Below are 17,167 nucleotides of genomic sequence, written 5' to 3'. Positions count from 1 at the left end.
ACTCCCGGTGCGGTTGTGCCGAACCTGAACGGGGGGTGTAATCTGTGTTCCAGCCCCCATCTGCCCTCTCATGACCATCGACCTGCGCTCGCTCAAGAAGCTCGACTTTTCGGCCGCCCCCGCGCCGGTGTCGGGCGAGCGCGTCGTCGTGCTGGTCAAGCTGTGCGAGGGCGCCGAGCGCCCGGACTACATCGCCGCGCGCGCCGACATTGCGCCGGGCCTGTTCTCGGCGGAGATTCCGCTCGACAAGCTCCAGCAGCTCGAAGCCGACCCGGCCGTCGAATCGGTCGAGCTGTCGCGCCGCCTGCCCAACATCTCCTGACACGCGGCCCCTCGGGATCGCGCCCTTCGCGCATGCCGTGCCGGCAAGCGCCCTCACGTCCCTGCCTCAAGGAGTCGCCATGAGAGTGCTCGACGATGCCACGCGCGCGGCGGTCCGATCGGTGATCGCAGCCCACCAGGCGCAACTGACCGCCCTGCCCGGCTACGTGGCAGCGGAGCCGGGCTTTCCGCTGGTCGACGGCCGGTTCCTGCGCGAGCCCGCCGTGATCGTGCTGGTCGACCGCAAGCGGCCCCTCTCTGAAGTGCCCGTGGCCGAGCGCGCGCCCCGGCAACTCGGCCCGTACCGTGTCTGCGTAATGCAGGCCGACCCGGAGCGGCAACTGGCCGCCAGTGCGGACTTCGAGGACACGGTGAACGCGCTCGCCGAAGCCGCTGTCAACCTCGTCTACAAACCGCCTGCAGGCCAACCCATCGACAAGCCGTACAACGTGAAGCAGCCCTTCCTGTGCCACGTCGGCCCCGACGCCGGGTGGCCGGTGCTGCGGCCTTTTCTCGAAGGCACCACGCGATCGCTCTCGGTGGCGATGTACGACTTCAATGCCGACCACATCGCCCAGGTCTTCATCGACCTCGTGCGCGAAGGCGGCATCCAGGCCTCGCTGAGCTGGGACGACGGCATGACGAAGGAAGAGCAGGTCATCCGCAAGAAGCTGCGCACGCTGCAGCAGGAGGCCGACCTGACGGCCTGGCTCGTGCAGTGCGGCAAGGGCCGCCGCTTCGCCAGCGCGTACCACGAGAAAGTGGCGGTGCGCGACCACAAGGCCTTCTGGCTCTCGAGCGGCAACTGGAGCCAACGCAGCCAGCCCGACATCGACCCCGTGGGCACGCCCGCGCAGGCCAAGGGCATGTTCAGCAAGGGCAACCGCGAGTGGCATGTGATCTGCAACGACGCCGTGCTCTCGAAGGTCTTCGAGAAATACATCCAGCACGACCTCGCGGCCTCCGCGAAGGAGGACGCCGACGGCGCGGCCGACGCGGCGCTGGACGTAGCGCAAAAACTCAAGCTGCCCGATGTGTTCGTCCCACTCGACCACCTGCTGGAACAGGCCGTGGCCTTCGCGGGCCCCGTCGTGCCGGTCGAACCCGCGCGGCTGCCGTCGGTGAAGACCACGGTCAAGGTCCAACCCGTGCTCACGCCGGACAACTACCTGCCGCACATCAATGCGCTCATCGACAGCGCGCAGACCTCGCTGTACCTGCAGTTCGCCTACATGACCTGGAGCGATGCGGACAAGGATGCCGACTTTCGCGCGCTGCTGCACAAGATCGCTCAGCGCAGCACCGAGCCGGACCTCGACCTGCGCATCATCCTGGGCAGCACCAGCGCGGCCGAGAACATCCGCAAGCTGGTCGAGGCGGGCTGCAACCAGGAGGTGTTCCGCGTCCAGGGCAGCATCCACAACAAGGGAATCATCGTGGACGGCCAGACCGTGCTCGTGAGCAGCACCAACTGGTCGGGCGATGGCGTGCTGCGCAACCGCGACGCCGGCCTGATCATCCACAACGAGGAAGTGGCGCAGTACTACCAGCAGGTCTTTCTCGACGACTGGGACTCGCGCGCCAGAAGCCGCGTGGACGACGACCCGCCGGTGACGCTGGCCTCAGCCGATGCGCCTACGCCGCCGGGCATGGTGCGGATGTCGTGGGGGGACTATCACGGTTGAGGTGGACGGCGGCTTTCGCGCTCCTCCACCCACCACTTCGATTCCACGGCATTCATCGCGCGCGCGTTGGCGATCATCTCCTCGATCTGCGCGCGCGTGGCCGGCGAATCGACCATCCAGGCGGTCTGCACGGCATGCGCGGGACCGTCGGCGGCCAGCCGGTATTCCAGACAAAAACGAACCTCATTGCTCATCGGTGATCGAACCCTCTCTCTTTGCCACCGATTCTGTCTGACTCAAGTGAAACAGAACGCTTCTTCGATGCGTCGCAGCCACAGGAAGCGATGGCGTTTTGAGGCCATTCGTTCACAATGATTGCACCGTTGTTGCAGCGGAAAGGAGTGTGAAATCATGTTCGACTTCTTGTTTCGGCCCACCCACACGGCCTACTTGAAACGTGCCTCGGCACTGCTCGAAGAGGCCCAGATGGCGCGCATCGAACACCAGGCTGCCGCAGAGCATCACAGCGCCCTCGCCCGCATGTACGCGGAACGTGCCCGGCGGCTCGAGAACGAGCTGTACCGGCAACCGCGCGCCGCGGAGCACGGCCCCGAGACGGTCGCGGTCGCGGTGGAAGACCGCCCGCAGCTGTATTCGCTGGATGGCAGCCGCAAGACGACGACGCATCCGGCCGGCAGCTGACGCCGGTCTGCGCGATCGCTTCGACGTCGCGCCCGGCGACAAGGGCGCGGCTGTGCCGGCACAGCGGTGATGTAATCCGGCTCCCCGGCCATCACCGCGAGAACCCCATGCGCCTCATTGCTGCCCCGCTGCTCGCCGCCTGCGCGGCCCTGGTCTTCTCCCATGCCCACGGGCAAGCCGCTGCGCCTTACGACGGCCCGCTGTTCGACACCCACCTGCACTACAACCAGGAAGCCTGGGACGGCACCGCCGGCCCCTTCCCGCCCACCGAGGCGCTCGCGCGCATGCAGCGCAACCAGGTGAAGGCGATCATCGCGAACTCGCGTCCCAACGCCGGCACGCAGACCCTGGCCGCCGCGCGCGAGACACGCGCCACCGGCGTCACGGTCGTGCCCTTCGTGCGCCTGTACCGCAACCGCGAGGACTACAACAACTGGTTCCGCGACGAGACCATCTACGAGATGGTGCAGACCGAACTGGCACGCGGCACCGCCAGCGGCCCCTACCGCGGGCTCGGCGAATTCCATCTGTACGAGAGCGCCAACGCCAACGGCCCGGTGGCGAAGAAGCTGATCGCACTCGCCGAAGAGAAAAAGCTCGCGGTGCTCGCGCACGTGGACGACGTGGCCGTCGACCTGCTGATGGCGAACGCGCCGTCGAAGGGCCGATCGCTGCGCCTCATCTGGGCCCACACCGGTATCGGCGGCACGCCGGTCGAGCGCGTGCAGGCGATGCTGGAGCGCTACCCGCTGCTGATGGGCGAACTCTCGTACCGCCCGGGCCTGACCTGCGAAGGCGGGCGCCTGTGCCCCGAATGGCGCGCGCTGATCCTCAAGTACCCGGAGCGCTTCATGGTCGGTTCCGACACCTGGGTCAACCAGCGCTGGAGCACCTACGACGAGATCATGCGCGGCTACCGCACCTGGCTCGGCGACCTGCCGCCGGCTGTGGCCCAGCGCATCGCCTGGGGCAATGCGGCGGCGCTGTTCGACATGCGCTGAGGCGGGCCGGCGCAGGATTTCTCAGGCTGCCTGATTGCGCAGCGCGGCCACCTCGCGCAGCCGCTGATGCGCGGCACCGTCCCACACCACAGGCTGCTGGTTCTTCGCGCACAGGTAGTGGTGCGTGAACACGCCGAGGTACGCATCCAGCGTCTGCTGCGCGGCATGCTCGCCGGCCAGGTCCATGCACATCGCGGCCACCTCGCTGGTGCAGAAGTGATCGTCGCGGCCGGAGTTGCGCAGCTTGTACTGCGTGATCTGCTCCGGCTGCAGGCTCAGCACCGGCAACTGGTCAAGGTACGGGCTGCGGCGAAACATCTTGCGTGCCTCGCCCCAGGTGGCGTCGAACAGGATGAAAAGCGGGCGTTTCGCGGCACCGCCATCGGCCGGGTCAGGCGACGAAGGAACGACGCTGAGCACCACGCGCTCGGGCGCCGCGTACTGCCCCGGGAACACCACATAAGGCTGCCATTGCGGGTCGTTCAACAGCGCCAGCAGCGCGGGATCGGTCTCGGTGCGGGCCCAGCCGAAGGCGAAGGTGTCGGGCACCACATCGGCCACCAGCCACCCCGTGTTGGTGGGCTTGAGCGGTTCGATGTCAGCCATGAGCAGGCACACCCCCGCGCGCGTGGCCACCGGCGGGCGCACGGCGCACATGCAATGGCTGGGCACCAGGCGGCAACCCGCACAGCGCTCGCGCTTGAAACCGCCACGGGCAAGAAAGGGCTTGGCGCTGCGCGCCAGGCGTGCGGCGCGAAGGAGAGAGACGGCATGAGGCATGCGGCGATTCTCGGCGGCGTTGTGGCCGCATGGCGGCCCCGGCCTTCACCGGCGCTGCCGCGATGCCTCGGGATCAGGGCGCGCGAACCGGCGTGACCTTGCGGATCAGATTGCCGAAGGTGTCGGCCACGTACAGATTGCCGGCGGCGTCCACCGTCACCCCATAAGGCCGCTTGAACGTGGCCGCGGCACCGATGCCGTCTTGCGCACCCAATACACCGGGCCGACCTGCAAGCGTGGAAACCACACCCGCCGGAGTGATCCTGCGCAGCAGGCTGTTGCCCGTGTCGGCCACGTAGACGTTGCCGTCGCTGCCCACCGCCAGGCCGCCCGGTTCATAGAAAGACGCCGAGTTGCCGGCCCCATCGGTCGCGCCGGCCTGGCCTGAACCGGCCAGCGTCGTGACCACGCCACCGGGCGTGATCTTGCGGATCCGGTTGTTGCCGCTGTCGGCCACGTAGACGTTGCCGGCCGCGTCAGTCGCAATGCCGTATGCCTGCGAAAACTGCGCCGCAGTCCCCGTGCCGTCGGCGAAGCCTGCAGTGCCCGAGCCGGCCAGCGTGGTGACGTCGCCGGCAGGCGTGACCTTGCGGACAACGGCGCCGGCGAGTTCGATCACATAGATGTTGTCGGCGGCGTCCACGGCCGTCGATGCGGGGGAGAAGAAGGTGGCGGAGGTGCCGTTGCCATCGAGTGAGCCGGCTGCACCGTTGCCCGCGAGCGTGGTCACATCGGCCGCTGGCGTGATCTTGCGGATACGGTTGCCGCCGAATTCCGCAACATAGGCATTGCCCGTAGAGTCCAGCGCAAGACCGGCCAGGCTCTGGAACGATGCAGCTGTGCCGTTGCCGTCCACCGAGGCACCTGTGGCGTTGCCTGCAAAGGTCGCGACATCGCCGGCAGGCGAGATCTTTCGCACGAGATTGGTTCCCACGTCCGACACGAGCAGGCCGCCGCTCTTGTCGACGGCCACGCTGTACGGGAGGTAGAACGATGCGGCGGTCCCGTTGCCATTGACCGAGCCGGTAGCACCCGACCCGGCAAACGTGGACACCTGCGCCACCGCCGCCGAGCAGGCGACCGCCGCGTCGCCGATGTCGGCCGAGGCCTTGCCGCTGCCCTTGGTCACGGTGCAGAACTGCCACAGGGGCTGGGTGCGCACGCTGACCTCGTAGGCCGAGCCTTCGGTGAGCGCAGTGGCAAAGCGGAACTTGCCGTCGGCCGTGAGCTTCAGGTCGTCGCCCGCATTGTTCTGGAGCACGAGGCTGCCGGTGAGGCCGGTGACGTTGCCGCCGACTGTGTGAGTCACGACGACGGGGACTTCGGGCTCGGGTGAAGGGGCTGGTTCAGGCTGCTGCTGTGCCGGCGCGACGATCGGCAGGAAGCCTGCGCCACCGCCGCCTCCACCACCGCCGCCGCAGGCCGCCAGCAGCACGATCACACCGGCCATGGCGCCGCAGCGCCCGTAAGAACTCGCTCGCTTGGAAAGCATCACTGCCCCTTGGGGAAACCCGCTCTCCGGCTGGAGTGCCATCTGTTTCTGAATGTCTATTTTTGTAAGTGGTGTACGCCGAGACCATCCCCGAAAACAAGTAAATACGGCGACGCTTGTCCGTGCGGCCGTGCGAGGCAGGGGCGGACGAAACGTTCGAAAACAGGTCGTGAAAGAGACGGTGCGGCTCGCCCCCTTCGGGGCCGTCAGACCAGGCGCAAGTCCTTCGCCGCCGCACCGCCAAACACCTTCGCCACCTGCGCCGGCGACAACCCGTACATGCGCTGGAACAACCCGCCCAGCACCGCCCGGTACTCGTTGAGCACCGGGTAGTCGCGGTTCTGGAACAGCGTGGCCTGCGTCAGCGGCTGCTGTTCGCCCACGATGCGCCCGCCCGCCTGCGCGGCCAGGCCGCCGCCGAGCACCCAGTACACGGTGCCGTGCCCGTGGTCGGTGCCGCGGTTGCCGTTCTCGCGGAAGGTGCGGCCGAACTCGCTGACGACGACCACCACGGTTTCGCGCCAGGCGGTGTCGCCCATCTCCTGTGCGAAGCCGGCCACGCCGCGGCCCAGTTCCTCGAAGCGGTTCGCGAGGTAGCCCTTGGCCGCGCCCTGCCCCACGTGGGTGTCCCAGCCGCCGACGTCGACAAAGCCGATGTCGAAGCGATCGCGCATCAACAGCGCCATGCGGCGCGCGACCTGCTCGAAGCCCTTGGGGCTCATGGCGTTGCGGCTGGCGGCGTCCATCTCGGCCTGCATGGCGCGCACCACCTCGTCGCGCACCTGGAAGCCCTCGGCCACGGGCTGCGCGAGCGCGGTGTTGCGGTACATCGACGCAATGATCTGGCTCTGCCGCGCATCGATGGCCTGCCGCGCCACGCCCCCGAGCGCCATGTTGGCGGCCTTGGCGTCGTCGCCGCGCAGCACGATGGGCAGCTGGTCGGTGAAGGCGATGGGCGACACGTCGGTCAGCGGCCCGGCGCCGAGCACGCCGGCCAGCCGGTTGAGAAAACCCGAGCGGTAGTCGCGCCGCGCGGTGTCGGGCGCCACGCCGAGCTCGATCGCGTCCTGCGTCTCGAAGTGGCTGCGCGTGAGGTCGTCGGTGCCCGCGAAGGCGATGAAGGCGGCCTGCTTCTGCTGGAACAGCGGCAGCACGCTCTGCGCGAGCGCGGGGTGCAGGCCCCAGTCGGCGTCGAGCGGCAGCGCGCCGTCGGGTGTGCCGGGCCGGGGAATGGCGATGTTGGGGCGCGAGGCGTAGTAGAAGTCGGCGTTGCCGGTGGGCACCAGCAGGCTGGTGCAGTCGTAGGCGCCGCGCAGGAACACGACGAGCAGCTTGGTGCCCTGGGCACCGGGCGCGGCGGCCACGCGTGCGGCGGCGCCGGCGAAGGGTGCGGCGGCCAAGAGTTGCAGCAGGTGTCGGCGTTGCATCACAGGAATCCTTTCTTCTTGCCTTGCCCCTTCCCCTTCCGGGGGAAGGTTGGGATGGGGGCCCGACGGCGCTGGCATTCATCGCTGTGCTTCATCGAACGCCGCTTGCCCCCACCCCTGCCCTCCCCCAGCGGGGGAGGGAGAAAAATCAAATCAAATCACCGTCGCATCAGCTCCGGGGATGCGAGCAGGAAGGTATTCCACTCCGGCGGGTTCTTCGCCTGCGCGAGCGCCTGCTGCGTGTCGGCGCTCAGCCCGGGCTGCAGCGCGCGCACGGCGAGCGATTCGGCCAGCGGCGGAAACGGCGGCTTTTCGAGCGGTGCCTTGTCGTCGGTGCGGAACAGCACGGCGCCGCCGGTGCCGATGGCGCGTGCAACTTCGAAGCGGGTGTTCATTTGCCCCGCGCTGGCCCAGGCGGCCTCGTTGAGCGGGTAGCCGTCGGGCGTCTCGTGGGCGTACAGGGTTTCGCCCATGCGGTTGATCCAGCCGATCATCGGCGTGGTGTTGAGCACCACGCGCTCGTCGTAGGCCAGGCGCACGCCCGCCACCACGTAGTGCACGGGGTCGCGGAACTTGCGGCCCAGCGAGGCCGCGAACTCGCGCGATTCGAACAGCGTCTGCAACGTGGCGGCGATGTCGCCGTCGCTGCGCGTGAAGGTGGCGGCCATGCGCTCGACCAGCGCGGGCGGCGGCTCGTCGGCCACGAAGTACACGGCAAGCTTGCGCGAGATGAAGCGCGCGGTGGCCGGTGCGCGCGCCAGGCGGTCGAGCGCCTCGTCGGTCTCGGCCAGGCCGCGCGCCTGGATGGGCTGGCCCAGCAGGGTCTTCGGGCCGTAGTCATGCCGGTTCGGGTGGAACTCGAACAGGCCCTGGCGCACATAGTCGGCGCGCACGGCCGGGCGCACCGCGGGCGGCGTCGCGTCGGGCGGCTGCACGCTGACGCCCACGCCGGTCAGCACGCGCGCCAGCTCCTGCACGTCGGCCTGCGTGTAGCCGCCGCCCACGCCGAGCGTGTGCAGCTCCATGAGTTCGCGCGCGTAGTTCTCGTTGATCCGGTTGGCGGCGTTCTGCGCGTTGTCGAGGTAGCGCAGCATGGCCGGGTGCCGCACGGTGGCGCCCAGCAGGTCGCGGAACTTGCCGAGCGCGTGCGGGCGGATGGCGCTTTCTTCGTAGTCGCCGACCATCGCGCGCACCAGGTCCTTGCGGATGCTGACGTTGAAGTGGTTCATCCAGAACCAGGTCATCTGCTCCTGCAGTTGGTTCGGCGAATACAGCGCGCGCAGCAGGAAGCGCTGCTGCGCCTCGCGTGCAAGGCTGTTGAGTTCCTGCTGGTAGGCCGCGAGCGCAGCCTTCTTCGCTTCGTCGTCGGGCAGCGCAGTCGCGGCCTTGCGCCGGGCATCGAGAGCGAAGACCAACTGATCGAGCGGCGTGCGCGAAATGGCCATGGCGTCGATCTGCGCCTGCGCCGCCGCGGGCAGCGCACGGGGCGCGGGGCGCAGCTGGCGGCCCATCCAGCGCGGCAGGCCGTCGCGCGCCAGCTCGGCCTGGCTGCTGGCGTTGGCGCCCCAGCTCACGCGATCGAGCCAACGCAGCTGCGCGGCGGGCGTGTCGGCGGCATGGCCGAGCGCAGTGAGCGGCGGGCCTTCGGGGCGCAGCAGGCCGGTGGAACAGGCGGTGAGCGACAGCACGGCGGCCAGCGCCACGGCGAGGGTGCGTGAACGGTGCTGATTCGGGAACAACGGCATGCGGCTGATCATGAACCGATCAACCGCCGCGCGATGTAGGCGGTTGACCGACCTCAGGCCGCGGTCAGGTAAAGCTGAAGGTCAGCTTCGTTGCAAGGCGAAACGAAGCCCTGCCCTTTCAGGCCGTGGCGACGCTGCTCGGCTCCGCGCCCGCGATCTGCCGCAGCGCGCGCTCGAACACCTCGACCGGCTGGCCGCCGGAGATCAGGTGCTGGTCGTTGATGATGATCGCGGGCACCGAATGGATGCCGGCGTCGGTGTACATGCGCTCGCGTTCGCGGGTTTCCTGCGCGAACTCGTCGCCGGCCAGGATCTCGCGGGCCCGCGCCGCGTCGAGCCCCGCCTCGGTCGCCGCACGCACCAGCACCTCGGGGTCCGAAGGGTTCTGGCTGTCGGTGAAGTAGGCCTTCAGCAGCAGCTTCTTCAGCGTCACCTGCTTGGCCGGGTCTTCCAGCTCGGCCCAGTGCAGCAGCCGGTGGGCGTTGAAGGTGTTGTACACGCGGGGCCGGCCGCCGGGGCTGAACTCGAAGCCGACGGCCGCGCCGCGCTGGCGGATCGCCTCGCGGGCCTGCGCCTGCTGCTCCTGCGACGAGCCGTACTTCTGGTTCAGGTGCTCGAAGGTGTCCTGGCCTTCGGGCGGCATCTGCGGGTTCAGCTCGAAAGGCTGGAAGTGCAGCTCGGCCGACACCTCCGGCGCCACCCGTTTCAGGGCAGCCTCGAGTGCGCCAAGGCCCACGGCGCACCAGGGGCAGGAGACATCGGAAACGAAATCGATCTTGAGATGGGCGGTCATGGCGCCATTCTTCATGGCGCCACAACCCTTGGTGCGCGCGGGGTCTTCGCTGCCTTGGCTCAGGCGATGGCCTTGCGGCGTTCGCGGTCCGTGCGGGCGCTGGCCATCGTCTCTTCGCGCAGGCGGTCGTACTCGGCCTTGTCGACGGGCACGGCATTGGGGTCGCCCAGGTCGCGCATGTGGACGCGGTAGGTCTCGCGGGCGCTCATGGCGGCCAGCGCGGCCAGCACGGTCACCGCGAAGGTGATGGCGCCGACCGTGAACCACACGTTGGTCGAGCCCGGAGGCGCCACGGCGGCGAACAGCGCGGGCAGCAGCGCGGTGAAGGTGGTGCCGATGTTCTGCGAGATGGCCATGGCCGACACGCGGTTGCGGGTGCGGAACAGCTCCGGGTAGAAGCTCGGGAAGGTCGCGTTGTAGCCCTGGTACACGATGCCCCACATCAAGAGCGACATGCAGATGGCCAGCGGCACGTTCTTGATGCTGATGGCGTACAGGTACACGAAGGACAGCAGGCCCGAAGCCAGTGCGCCCACGATGATCGGCGGCTTGCGGCCGATGCGGTCCGACAGGTTGCCCACGAACGGGATCACCAGCACGGCCAGGATGTTGCCCAGCACCGGAATCCACAGGTACACGTCTTTCTGGAAGCCGATGCCGTAGGCGGACTGCACCGCGTAGGCCGCGCCGAACACGGTGGCGACCACCGGAATCACGTTCATCAGCGCCATGCAGACCACGCGCAGCATGTCGGCCCAGCTGTCGGTAAAAGCCTGGACGATGGGCGACTTCGCCACTTCGCCCTTCTTGTCGACTTCGGCAAAGGCCGGCGTTTCGTCGACCTCGCGGCGGATGATGTAGCCGGCCACGATCACGAGGAAGCTCAGCAGGAACGGAATGCGCCAGCCCCACGAGTTGAACGCCTCTTCAGGCATGTAGTGCGCGAGCGGCAGGAACACGGCGGCCGCCAGGATCTGGCCGGCCTGCACGCCCTGCAAGGTAAAGCTCGCGAAGAAGCCGCGACGCCCGAACGGTGCGTGCTCCAGAATCATCGAGCTGGCGCCCGAGATTTCGCCGGCCACCGCAAAGCCCTGCACCAGGCGCAGCAGCACCAGCAGCGCGGGGGCCAGCAGGCCGACCTGGTCGTAGGTCGGCAGCAGGCCCACGGCCACGGTCGAAAAACCCATCAGGAACATGCACAGCACCAGCACCTGCTTGCGCCCGTGCGTGTCGCCCCAGTGGCCGAGCACGAAGGCGCCGATGGGGCGCGCCACATAGCCCACGCCGTAGGTCGCGAGCGACGCAATGATGGCCGTGGTCGGGTCGCCCTTGGGGAAGAAGATCTGCGGAAAGATCAGCGCCGCGGCGGTCGCGTAGATGAAGAAGTCGTAGTACTCCAGCGCCGAGCCGATCCAGCCGCTGGCGGCGGCTTTCTTCGACTGGTGCCTGCCTTGCGGCTCTTTGGCTGATGAGTTGGCCATGTGTTGTCTCCGGTGATGACTTGAGGTGACGGGTGCGGGAAAAAATCAGTCTTGTTGCTGCTGTGGCTGCTGCTGTTGCGCCTGCGACGCCATGCGCGCAGGTGCATTGAGCGCGCCGTAGGCGTCGTAGCCGCCCATGCGCTGCGCGACCTCGAAGAAGAGGCCGCCTTCGAAGCTCTCGGTGTAGATGTGCAGGTAGTCGCCGCCCGCCGAGCGGTCGAACAGCACGCCGGCTTCGCGCATGCGCGCCAGCAGCTCGGGCGCCACGTCGATGCGCGTGGCCAGGTCGTCGTAGTAGTTGTCCGAGATCGGCACGAAGCGCGTGCCGTTGGCGCGCAGCCGGGCCACGGTGTCGAAGATGTCGTTGCAGTCGAGCGCGATGTGATGCACGGCCCCGCCGCCGGTCACGCTCAGCGTGCGCGCGGTGCGCGTGCGCTGGCTCAGCGACACGTTCAGCACCAGGCGCAGGCTGCGGTCGGCATTGGCCACGCCGCGGCTGCGAATCAGACCGAAGGGGTCGGCCAGCTCCAGGCTCTCGCCGGGCTCCAGGCCGAGCACGGCGCGCGTGAACAGCACCCAGGTGTCGAGCTGGTCGAGCGCCAGGCCCAGTGCCACGTGGTCGATGCGCGTAAGGCCGGCATCGCGGTCGCCGGGCCCTGCGTCCTCGAGGATGAAGTCGGTCTCGTACAGCCCGTTGGCACCCAGCGCCTCGGGCACGAAATGGATCAGGTTGCCGCCCGGCGCCACGATGGCCGGCACGCGCAGCTCGTTGGGCCCGACCGGGCTGTCGTGGCGCAGCGAGCGCATGGCGGTCGCGCGGCCCACGGCGGCGAGCGGGTCGGCGCAGCGCACGCCCAGTGCGCACACCGAGGTGCCGTGCGCCTCGAAACGGCGGCGCGCAAACGAATCGGGCTGCGCGTTGACGATGAAGTGGATGCCGCCCTGGCGGTACAGCGTGACGGCCTTGGAGCGGTGGCGGCCGACACGGCGGCACCCCAGCTGCCCGAGCAGCGCACCGAGCGTGACGGCCGAGGCCTCGTCGGCCGCGAACTCGATGAACGACAGCCCCGAGAGCACCGGCGCAGGCGGCGGGTTGAACAGCTCCACGCGCTGCGGTTGCACAGGCGCGTTGCCGGCGGCCAACCGCTCGCGCGTTTCGCTTTCGAGGTACAGCAGCGAGCGCATCGCATCGACCGCGGTGCGGCGGTTCGGTGTCTCGCGAAAGATGTCGTTGAAGATCTCGAGCGACAGCGGCCCGGTGTAGCCCGCGCGCAGCACCTGTTCGAAGAAGCCGGTCACGTCGAAGTCGCCCTGCCCCGGGAACGAGCGGTGGTGGCGCGCCCACTGCAGCACGTCCATCGACAACAACGGCGCATCGGCCATCTGCACGAAGAAGATCTTTTCGCCCGGAATGGCGGCGATGCCCGCCGGATCGTCCTTCAGCGACAGCGTGTGGAAGCTGTCCAGGATCAGCCCGAGGTGCGGGTGGTCGGCGCGCTGCACGATGTCCCAGGCCTGCGCGTAGCGCGAGGTGTGGCGGCCCCAGGCCAGCGCCTCGAAACCCACGCGCAGGTTGCGGCGCGCGGCGCGCTCGGCCAGTTCGTGCAGCTGGGCCGCGGCACGCGCCGGGTCGTTCACCGACAGCGGCGAGGTGTTGGAGCAGCACAGCACCATCGGTGCGCCCATGGCTTCCATGAGGTCGAACTTGCGTTCGGCGCGCTCCAGGCTGCGCTGGAACTGCGGTTCGGGCATGCCTTCGAAATCGCGGAACGGCTGGTACAGGTCGATCGCCAGGCCCAAGTCGGACGCGATGCGGCGCAGCTCGGCGGCGGTGCCGCGGAAGTTGACGAAATCGGCTTCGAACAGCTCGATGCCGTCGAAGCCCGCCGCCGCAATGGCTTCGAGCTTCTGACGGAGGGTGCCGCTGAGCGAGACGGTGGCAATGGCGCGGTGCATGGGATGGACTGTAGAAAGAGCCCGGGCGCGCCACAACGCAAATCAGCCCCTTCTGATCGATGATCGCACGCTGCCGATCATCATTCGCACGAAATAGGGGTTACACCTAGCCAACCCGGAGGTCCGAGCTGGGTGTTTTTTCAGAGGCTGCGCCAGTAATCGATCAGCATCTGCGCGAACTCGACCGGCCGCTCCACCGCGCTCAGGTGCGCGGCGTCGATGGTCGCCAGCCGCGCGCCCGGGATCTGCGCCACCATGGCTTCGGACATGGCCATCGGCGTGGCCTCGTCCTGCAGCCCGCCGATCACCAGCGTGGGCGTGGCGATGCGGCGGTTGCTCTCGCGGAAGTCGATGGCGGCCACGGCGTTGCAGCTCTCGATGTAGCCCTGGGCATCGGTGCGCACCAGCGCGTCGTGCAAGGTGCGCGCGGCCACCGCGCCTTCGGGCGTGGCGGCATAGGCCGGCGTGAGCCAGCGCGCCACAGCGCCAGGAGCGATCGCGGCCACGCCCTTGGCGGCCACGGTTTCCGCGCGCAGGCGCCACGGCGCCTGGTCGGGGTAATGCGCAGCCGAATTGGCGATGACCACGGTCTTCAGCTGTTTGGGGTGCCGCACCGCCAGTGCCTGCGCGGTCATGCCGCCCATCGACAGGCCGACGAAATGCACGGGCTCGCCGCCCGTTTCGCGCGCGATGAGGTCGGCTGCGTCCTGCGCCAGCGTTTCCACGCGCAGCACGCCGGGCACCACCTCGGAGCCGCCGTGGTTGCGGTGGTCGTAGCGGATCACCGTGTGGGCGCGCGCAAGCTGCGCGGCCACGCCGTCCCACATGTGCAGGTCGCAGCCGAGCGCATGGCTGAGCACGACGAAGGGGCCTTCGCCTTCGCGCACGACATTCAGGCGGGGGGTGGAAGTGGTCATGGGGTGGAGTCCTTCGTCGATGAGGAGGGGGAGGATGGAGAAGCAGGTTGCGCAAGACGCGGCAGCCACAGGAACGCGATGGCCAGCAGCACGACGCCGGCCATCAGCATCGGCACGACCATCGGCCAGGCGCCATGCGAGAAACTGGTGTCGACAAACAGCGCGGCGACCTGCCCCACGCAGAACGCGACCATCATCATGCCGAAACCGGACCACGACACGGCCCGCCCCGCCAGGTGCGGCAGGTCGCCCACGGCGCCGGCCTGCCCGCAGGGCTGGTGGATGCCGTGGCCGAGGCAGTACACGGCGTGGCCCGCCAGCAGCGGCACCGCGCTGTGCGGCATCAGCCAGCAGCCCAGCGCCTGGATCACGGCGCCCGTGATGCTCAGCACTGCGCCCAGCCGCACGGTGCGCATCGGCCCGAAACGGCGCAGCAGGCTGCGGCACATCGTGGTGCTGAAGATGTAGACCAGCGAGCCGCCGGCCGGAATCCAGCCGTACCTCGCGGGCGACCAGCCGAGGTAGCCGATGTAGACCATCGGCGAGAGCAGCAGGAAGCAGAACAGCCCGCCATAGGTGGTCGCCGCCACCGAGGCCCAGGCGCGGAACGAGCGGCTCGCGAACACGGCGCGCGTGCTGCCGCGCGGCGCGGACGACTCGCCCGTCATGGGCTTGCGCGTTTCATCGAACGAGCGCCAGCACAGCGCGAACAGCACCGCTGCGTAGACCGCCATCACGACCATCACCCAGCGCCAGCCTGCACCTTGCACCAGCCAGGCGCCCAACAGCGGCGCCACCAGCCCGACCATGCCCAGGCCCGTGAGGCCACGCGCCATGACGTGCGGGCCTTCGTGCGCCGGATACAGGTCGCGCACCGCGGCGCGCGAACAGACAAGAATCGCCGCCATCGAAAAGCCCTGCAGCGTGCGCCAGCCCGCAAGCACCGCCACGCTGCCCGCGAAGGCACCGCCGAAAGCCGCGACCACATAACAGGCCAGCCCCGCCAGCAACACGGGCCGCCTGCCGAAGCGGTCGGCCAGCGGGCCGCACAGCAGCTGCGCAAAGCCGAAGGCCAGCACGAACAGCGTGAGGCTGGTGCTGGCCGAGCCCAGCTCCTTCGCGATGGCGGGGAGCGCGGGCAGATAGCTGTCGGTGGCCACCGGTTGCGCGGCCAGCAGCAGCGGCAGCAGCAAGGTGAAACTGACGTCGAACCGGCCCTTCTTCGGGGCGACCGGCGCGTTCACTGCGCCGCGGGCGGAGCGGACGAAGCGGGCGTTGCGGGCGTTGCGGGCGTTGCGGGCAGCAGGCCCTTCTCGCGCAGGATGTTCGTGGCGATGCCGAACGCGTGGTTGGCCACCGGCACGCCGCAGTAGATGGCGGCCATCATGATCACTTCCTTGATCTCGTCGGGCGTCAGGCGCGACTCGGGCGGGCCGTCGAGCGCGGCGCGCACATGCATGGCGAATTCTTCGTAGGCATGGATGCCCAGCATCATCGACAGCACCATGAAGCGGCGTGTCTTGTCGCCCAGCGCAGGCCGGCCCCAGATGTCGTTCCACGCGTGGCGCGTGATGAGTTCCTGGAACTCGGCGTTGAAGCCGTTGCGGTTGGCGAGCGACTTGTCGACCCAGGCGTCGCCGAGCACGCGGCGGCGGTTGACGAGCCCGTCTTCGTAGGGGTTGCTCGGGGTGGCGTCGGGGGCGGTCATTGCGAGAGTTCCTTGTCGGATGAAAGTTGGGCTTGCAGGGCTTTCACCTCTGCCACAGCGGTTTGCCCCGCGTTCACGGCGAGCGCGGGGTCGAACCATTCGTCGGCCGCGTCGCGCGGCAGTTCGGCACGCAGCCGGTCGATGTTGGCGCGCATGCGCGCGGCATCGACCTGCAGGCCGGGCAAGGCGCCGGCCATGGCGCGCACGCTGCCGTGCGCCGACATGAGCAGCTGCGGCCACTCGGCCAGTTCTGCCTGCCAGGCGCCGAGCGCGCGCTCGTGCTGTTGCGGCATCGCGCCGAGCAAGGCGGCCACGCGCTGCGGCGCGCGGTGCGCGGCGGCGATGGCGACCATCGAGGCCACGGGGTTGCGCTTGTGCGGCATCGCCGACGAGCCGCCGCGCCCGGGCTCGCTGGGCTCGGCGACCTCGGCCACTTCGTACTGGCCGAGCAGCGAGATGTCGACCGCGACCTTGCCCAGGCTGCCCGTGAGCAGGCCGAGTTCGCAGCCGAGCGCGACCCATTCGTCACGCTGCGTGTGCCACGTGGCGCCGGGGTCGCCCAGACCGAGTTCCTTGGCCATGCGCTGGCGCACCGCGGCGCCCTGCCCCTTCATCTGCGCCAGCGTGCCGACGGCGCCGCCGAGCTGCAGCTGCAGCGCGTGCTTCGCGGCGGCACGCAGGCGGGTGCGACTGCGCACCAGCGGCGCGGCCCAGCCGGCGCACTTGAAGCCGAAGCTGGTGACCGAGGCCGGCTGCATCAGCGTGCGCGCGAGCATCGGCGTCTCGGCGTGCTGCACAGCCAGGCGCAGCAGTGCATCGGCGGCCTTGGCCAGGTCGGTCTCGACGAGCGCAACGGCTTCGCGCGTGACCAGCGCCATCGCGCTGTCGATCACGTCCTGGCTGGTGCTGCCGAAGTGCACGAAGGGCACAGCCTCGGCATTGAACAAGCCGACGGCCTCGCGCAGTGCCTTCACCAGCGGGATGGCGACGCTGCCCGCGCGTCCGCTCTCGCGCACGATCTTGGCCACGTCGAACAGCTCGACCTTGCAGCTGCTGACGATCGAATGCGCGGCGCTCTCGGGAATCAGCCCTTCGGCCGCCTGCGCGCGCGCAAGCGCCGCCTCGAAGCGCAGCATGGCGTCGACGAAGGCGCGGTCGCTGAAGGCGCCCAGCGTTTCGGAGGTGGAAAGGAAGCCTTCAAAAATGCTCATGCGTGTTC

16 protein-coding genes are annotated in these 17,167 nt (G+C 69.0%); 4 read left to right on the top strand and 12 right to left on the bottom strand.

Translation table 11 applies throughout. The annotated features are described in order from the left end of the window. The first annotated feature begins 70 nt into the window (after window positions 1-70). Both CLU95_RS27025 and CLU95_RS27020 read left to right on the top strand, forming a co-directional pair. Complete coding sequence (locus CLU95_RS27025; protein ID WP_099796436.1) at window positions 71-322, top strand: hypothetical protein; 252 nt, start codon at window positions 71-73, stop codon at window positions 320-322. Window positions 323-401: 79 nt separating this feature from the next. Then, window positions 402-2,006, top strand: a complete 1,605-nt coding sequence (locus tag CLU95_RS27020; RefSeq protein ID WP_099796435.1) for a phospholipase D-like domain-containing protein — start codon at window positions 402-404, stop codon at window positions 2,004-2,006. On the opposite strand, the gene CLU95_RS27015 is transcribed toward CLU95_RS27020, so the two are convergent. Beyond that, window positions 1,997-2,200: a hypothetical protein gene (locus CLU95_RS27015; protein WP_099796434.1), complete on the bottom strand. Its 204-nt coding sequence runs from the start codon at window positions 2,198-2,200 to the stop codon at window positions 1,997-1,999. The genes CLU95_RS27020 and CLU95_RS27015 overlap by 10 nt on opposite strands. Window positions 2,201-2,357: 157 nt before the next feature. Between CLU95_RS27015 and CLU95_RS27010 the strand changes: the two genes are divergently transcribed. Together CLU95_RS27010 and CLU95_RS27005 are read left to right on the top strand one after the other, a co-directional pair. Beyond that, complete coding sequence (locus tag CLU95_RS27010; protein ID WP_257214743.1) at window positions 2,358-2,648, top strand: hypothetical protein; 291 nt, start codon at window positions 2,358-2,360, stop codon at window positions 2,646-2,648. A gap of 107 nt (window positions 2,649-2,755) precedes the next feature. Beyond that, entirely contained in the window at window positions 2,756-3,649 is an 894-nt protein-coding gene (locus CLU95_RS27005; RefSeq protein ID WP_099796433.1) for an amidohydrolase family protein, read from the top strand. 21 nt (window positions 3,650-3,670) lie between these two features. On the opposite strand, the gene CLU95_RS27000 is transcribed toward CLU95_RS27005, so the two are convergent. The 11 genes from CLU95_RS27000 to pcaB all read right to left on the bottom strand — a co-directional run bounded on the left by CLU95_RS27000 (window position 3,671) and on the right by pcaB (window position 17,159). Then, window positions 3,671-4,429, bottom strand: coding sequence for a tRNA-uridine aminocarboxypropyltransferase (locus CLU95_RS27000; RefSeq protein WP_099796432.1), 759 nt, complete (start codon window positions 4,427-4,429; stop codon window positions 3,671-3,673). A 73-nt stretch (window positions 4,430-4,502) separates the two neighbouring features. After that, complete coding sequence (locus CLU95_RS26995; RefSeq protein WP_180288680.1) at window positions 4,503-5,921, bottom strand: NHL repeat-containing protein; 1,419 nt, start codon at window positions 5,919-5,921, stop codon at window positions 4,503-4,505. Window positions 5,922-6,127: 206 nt separating this feature from the next. After that, window positions 6,128-7,348, bottom strand: a complete 1,221-nt coding sequence (locus tag CLU95_RS26990) for a DUF1501 domain-containing protein (protein WP_099796430.1) — start codon at window positions 7,346-7,348, stop codon at window positions 6,128-6,130. Between the two features lie 158 nt (window positions 7,349-7,506). Next, entirely contained in the window at window positions 7,507-9,105 is a 1,599-nt protein-coding gene (locus CLU95_RS26985; RefSeq protein WP_257214742.1) for a DUF1800 domain-containing protein, read from the bottom strand. A 106-nt stretch (window positions 9,106-9,211) separates the two neighbouring features. Further along, complete coding sequence (locus CLU95_RS26980; protein ID WP_099797494.1) at window positions 9,212-9,886, bottom strand: DsbA family oxidoreductase; 675 nt, start codon at window positions 9,884-9,886, stop codon at window positions 9,212-9,214. Window positions 9,887-9,945: 59 nt separating this feature from the next. Further along, on the bottom strand, window positions 9,946-11,367 hold the full coding sequence (locus CLU95_RS26975) for an MFS transporter (protein WP_099796429.1): 1,422 nt from the start codon (window positions 11,365-11,367) through the stop codon (window positions 9,946-9,948). A 45-nt stretch (window positions 11,368-11,412) separates the two neighbouring features. After that, complete coding sequence (locus CLU95_RS26970; protein WP_099796428.1) at window positions 11,413-13,323, bottom strand: bifunctional sugar phosphate isomerase/epimerase/4-hydroxyphenylpyruvate dioxygenase family protein; 1,911 nt, start codon at window positions 13,321-13,323, stop codon at window positions 11,413-11,415. A 140-nt stretch (window positions 13,324-13,463) separates the two neighbouring features. Beyond that, window positions 13,464-14,240 carry an alpha/beta fold hydrolase gene (locus CLU95_RS26965; protein ID WP_099796427.1) on the bottom strand — a complete coding sequence of 259 codons (777 nt, stop codon included), beginning with the start codon at window positions 14,238-14,240 and terminating at the stop codon, window positions 13,464-13,466. Next, entirely contained in the window at window positions 14,237-15,484 is a 1,248-nt protein-coding gene (locus tag CLU95_RS26960) for a multidrug effflux MFS transporter (protein ID WP_099796426.1), read from the bottom strand. The genes CLU95_RS26965 and CLU95_RS26960 overlap by 4 nt, the downstream gene beginning before the upstream one ends. Then, window positions 15,481-15,948, bottom strand: a complete 468-nt coding sequence (locus tag CLU95_RS26955; RefSeq protein WP_099796425.1) for a carboxymuconolactone decarboxylase family protein — start codon at window positions 15,946-15,948, stop codon at window positions 15,481-15,483. Before CLU95_RS26955 ends, CLU95_RS26960 begins: the two co-directional genes overlap by 4 nt. Then, window positions 15,945-17,159, bottom strand: coding sequence for a 3-carboxy-cis,cis-muconate cycloisomerase (gene pcaB, locus CLU95_RS26950; protein WP_099796424.1), 1,215 nt, complete (start codon window positions 17,157-17,159; stop codon window positions 15,945-15,947). Before pcaB ends, CLU95_RS26955 begins: the two co-directional genes overlap by 4 nt. Window positions 17,160-17,167: the final 8 nt, after the last annotated feature.

Source organism: Variovorax sp. 54, from assembly GCF_002754375.1.
Lineage (GTDB): Bacteria > Pseudomonadota > Gammaproteobacteria > Burkholderiales > Burkholderiaceae_C > Variovorax.
The sequence above is the reverse complement of the archived record's forward strand: the minus strand, read 5'-3'. Positions and strand labels throughout refer to the sequence as shown.

What these genes read in the sequence shown, in the direction of transcription:
- CLU95_RS26980 (WP_099797494.1), bottom strand. Translation starts at nt 9,886, where the DNA reads ATGACCGCCCATCTCAAGATCGATTTCGTTTCCGATGTCTCCTGCCCC.
- CLU95_RS26985 (WP_257214742.1), bottom strand. Translation starts at nt 9,105, where the DNA reads ATGATCAGCCGCATGCCGTTGTTCCCGAATCAGCACCGTTCACGCACC.
- CLU95_RS27025 (WP_099796436.1), top strand. Translation starts at nt 71, where the DNA reads ATGACCATCGACCTGCGCTCGCTCAAGAAGCTCGACTTTTCGGCCGCC.
- CLU95_RS27005 (WP_099796433.1), top strand. Translation starts at nt 2,756, where the DNA reads ATGCGCCTCATTGCTGCCCCGCTGCTCGCCGCCTGCGCGGCCCTGGTC.
- CLU95_RS27010 (WP_257214743.1), top strand. Translation starts at nt 2,358, where the DNA reads ATGTTCGACTTCTTGTTTCGGCCCACCCACACGGCCTACTTGAAACGT.
- CLU95_RS27000 (WP_099796432.1), bottom strand. Translation starts at nt 4,429, where the DNA reads ATGCCTCATGCCGTCTCTCTCCTTCGCGCCGCACGCCTGGCGCGCAGC.
- CLU95_RS27020 (WP_099796435.1), top strand. Translation starts at nt 402, where the DNA reads ATGAGAGTGCTCGACGATGCCACGCGCGCGGCGGTCCGATCGGTGATC.
- CLU95_RS26975 (WP_099796429.1), bottom strand. Translation starts at nt 11,367, where the DNA reads ATGGCCAACTCATCAGCCAAAGAGCCGCAAGGCAGGCACCAGTCGAAG.
- CLU95_RS26970 (WP_099796428.1), bottom strand. Translation starts at nt 13,323, where the DNA reads ATGCACCGCGCCATTGCCACCGTCTCGCTCAGCGGCACCCTCCGTCAG.
- CLU95_RS26990 (WP_099796430.1), bottom strand. Translation starts at nt 7,348, where the DNA reads ATGCAACGCCGACACCTGCTGCAACTCTTGGCCGCCGCACCCTTCGCC.
- CLU95_RS26965 (WP_099796427.1), bottom strand. Translation starts at nt 14,240, where the DNA reads ATGACCACTTCCACCCCCCGCCTGAATGTCGTGCGCGAAGGCGAAGGC.
- CLU95_RS26995 (WP_180288680.1), bottom strand. Translation starts at nt 5,921, where the DNA reads ATGCTTTCCAAGCGAGCGAGTTCTTACGGGCGCTGCGGCGCCATGGCC.
- CLU95_RS26955 (WP_099796425.1), bottom strand. Translation starts at nt 15,948, where the DNA reads ATGACCGCCCCCGACGCCACCCCGAGCAACCCCTACGAAGACGGGCTC.
- CLU95_RS27015 (WP_099796434.1), bottom strand. Translation starts at nt 2,200, where the DNA reads ATGAGCAATGAGGTTCGTTTTTGTCTGGAATACCGGCTGGCCGCCGAC.
- pcaB (WP_099796424.1), bottom strand. Translation starts at nt 17,159, where the DNA reads ATGAGCATTTTTGAAGGCTTCCTTTCCACCTCCGAAACGCTGGGCGCC.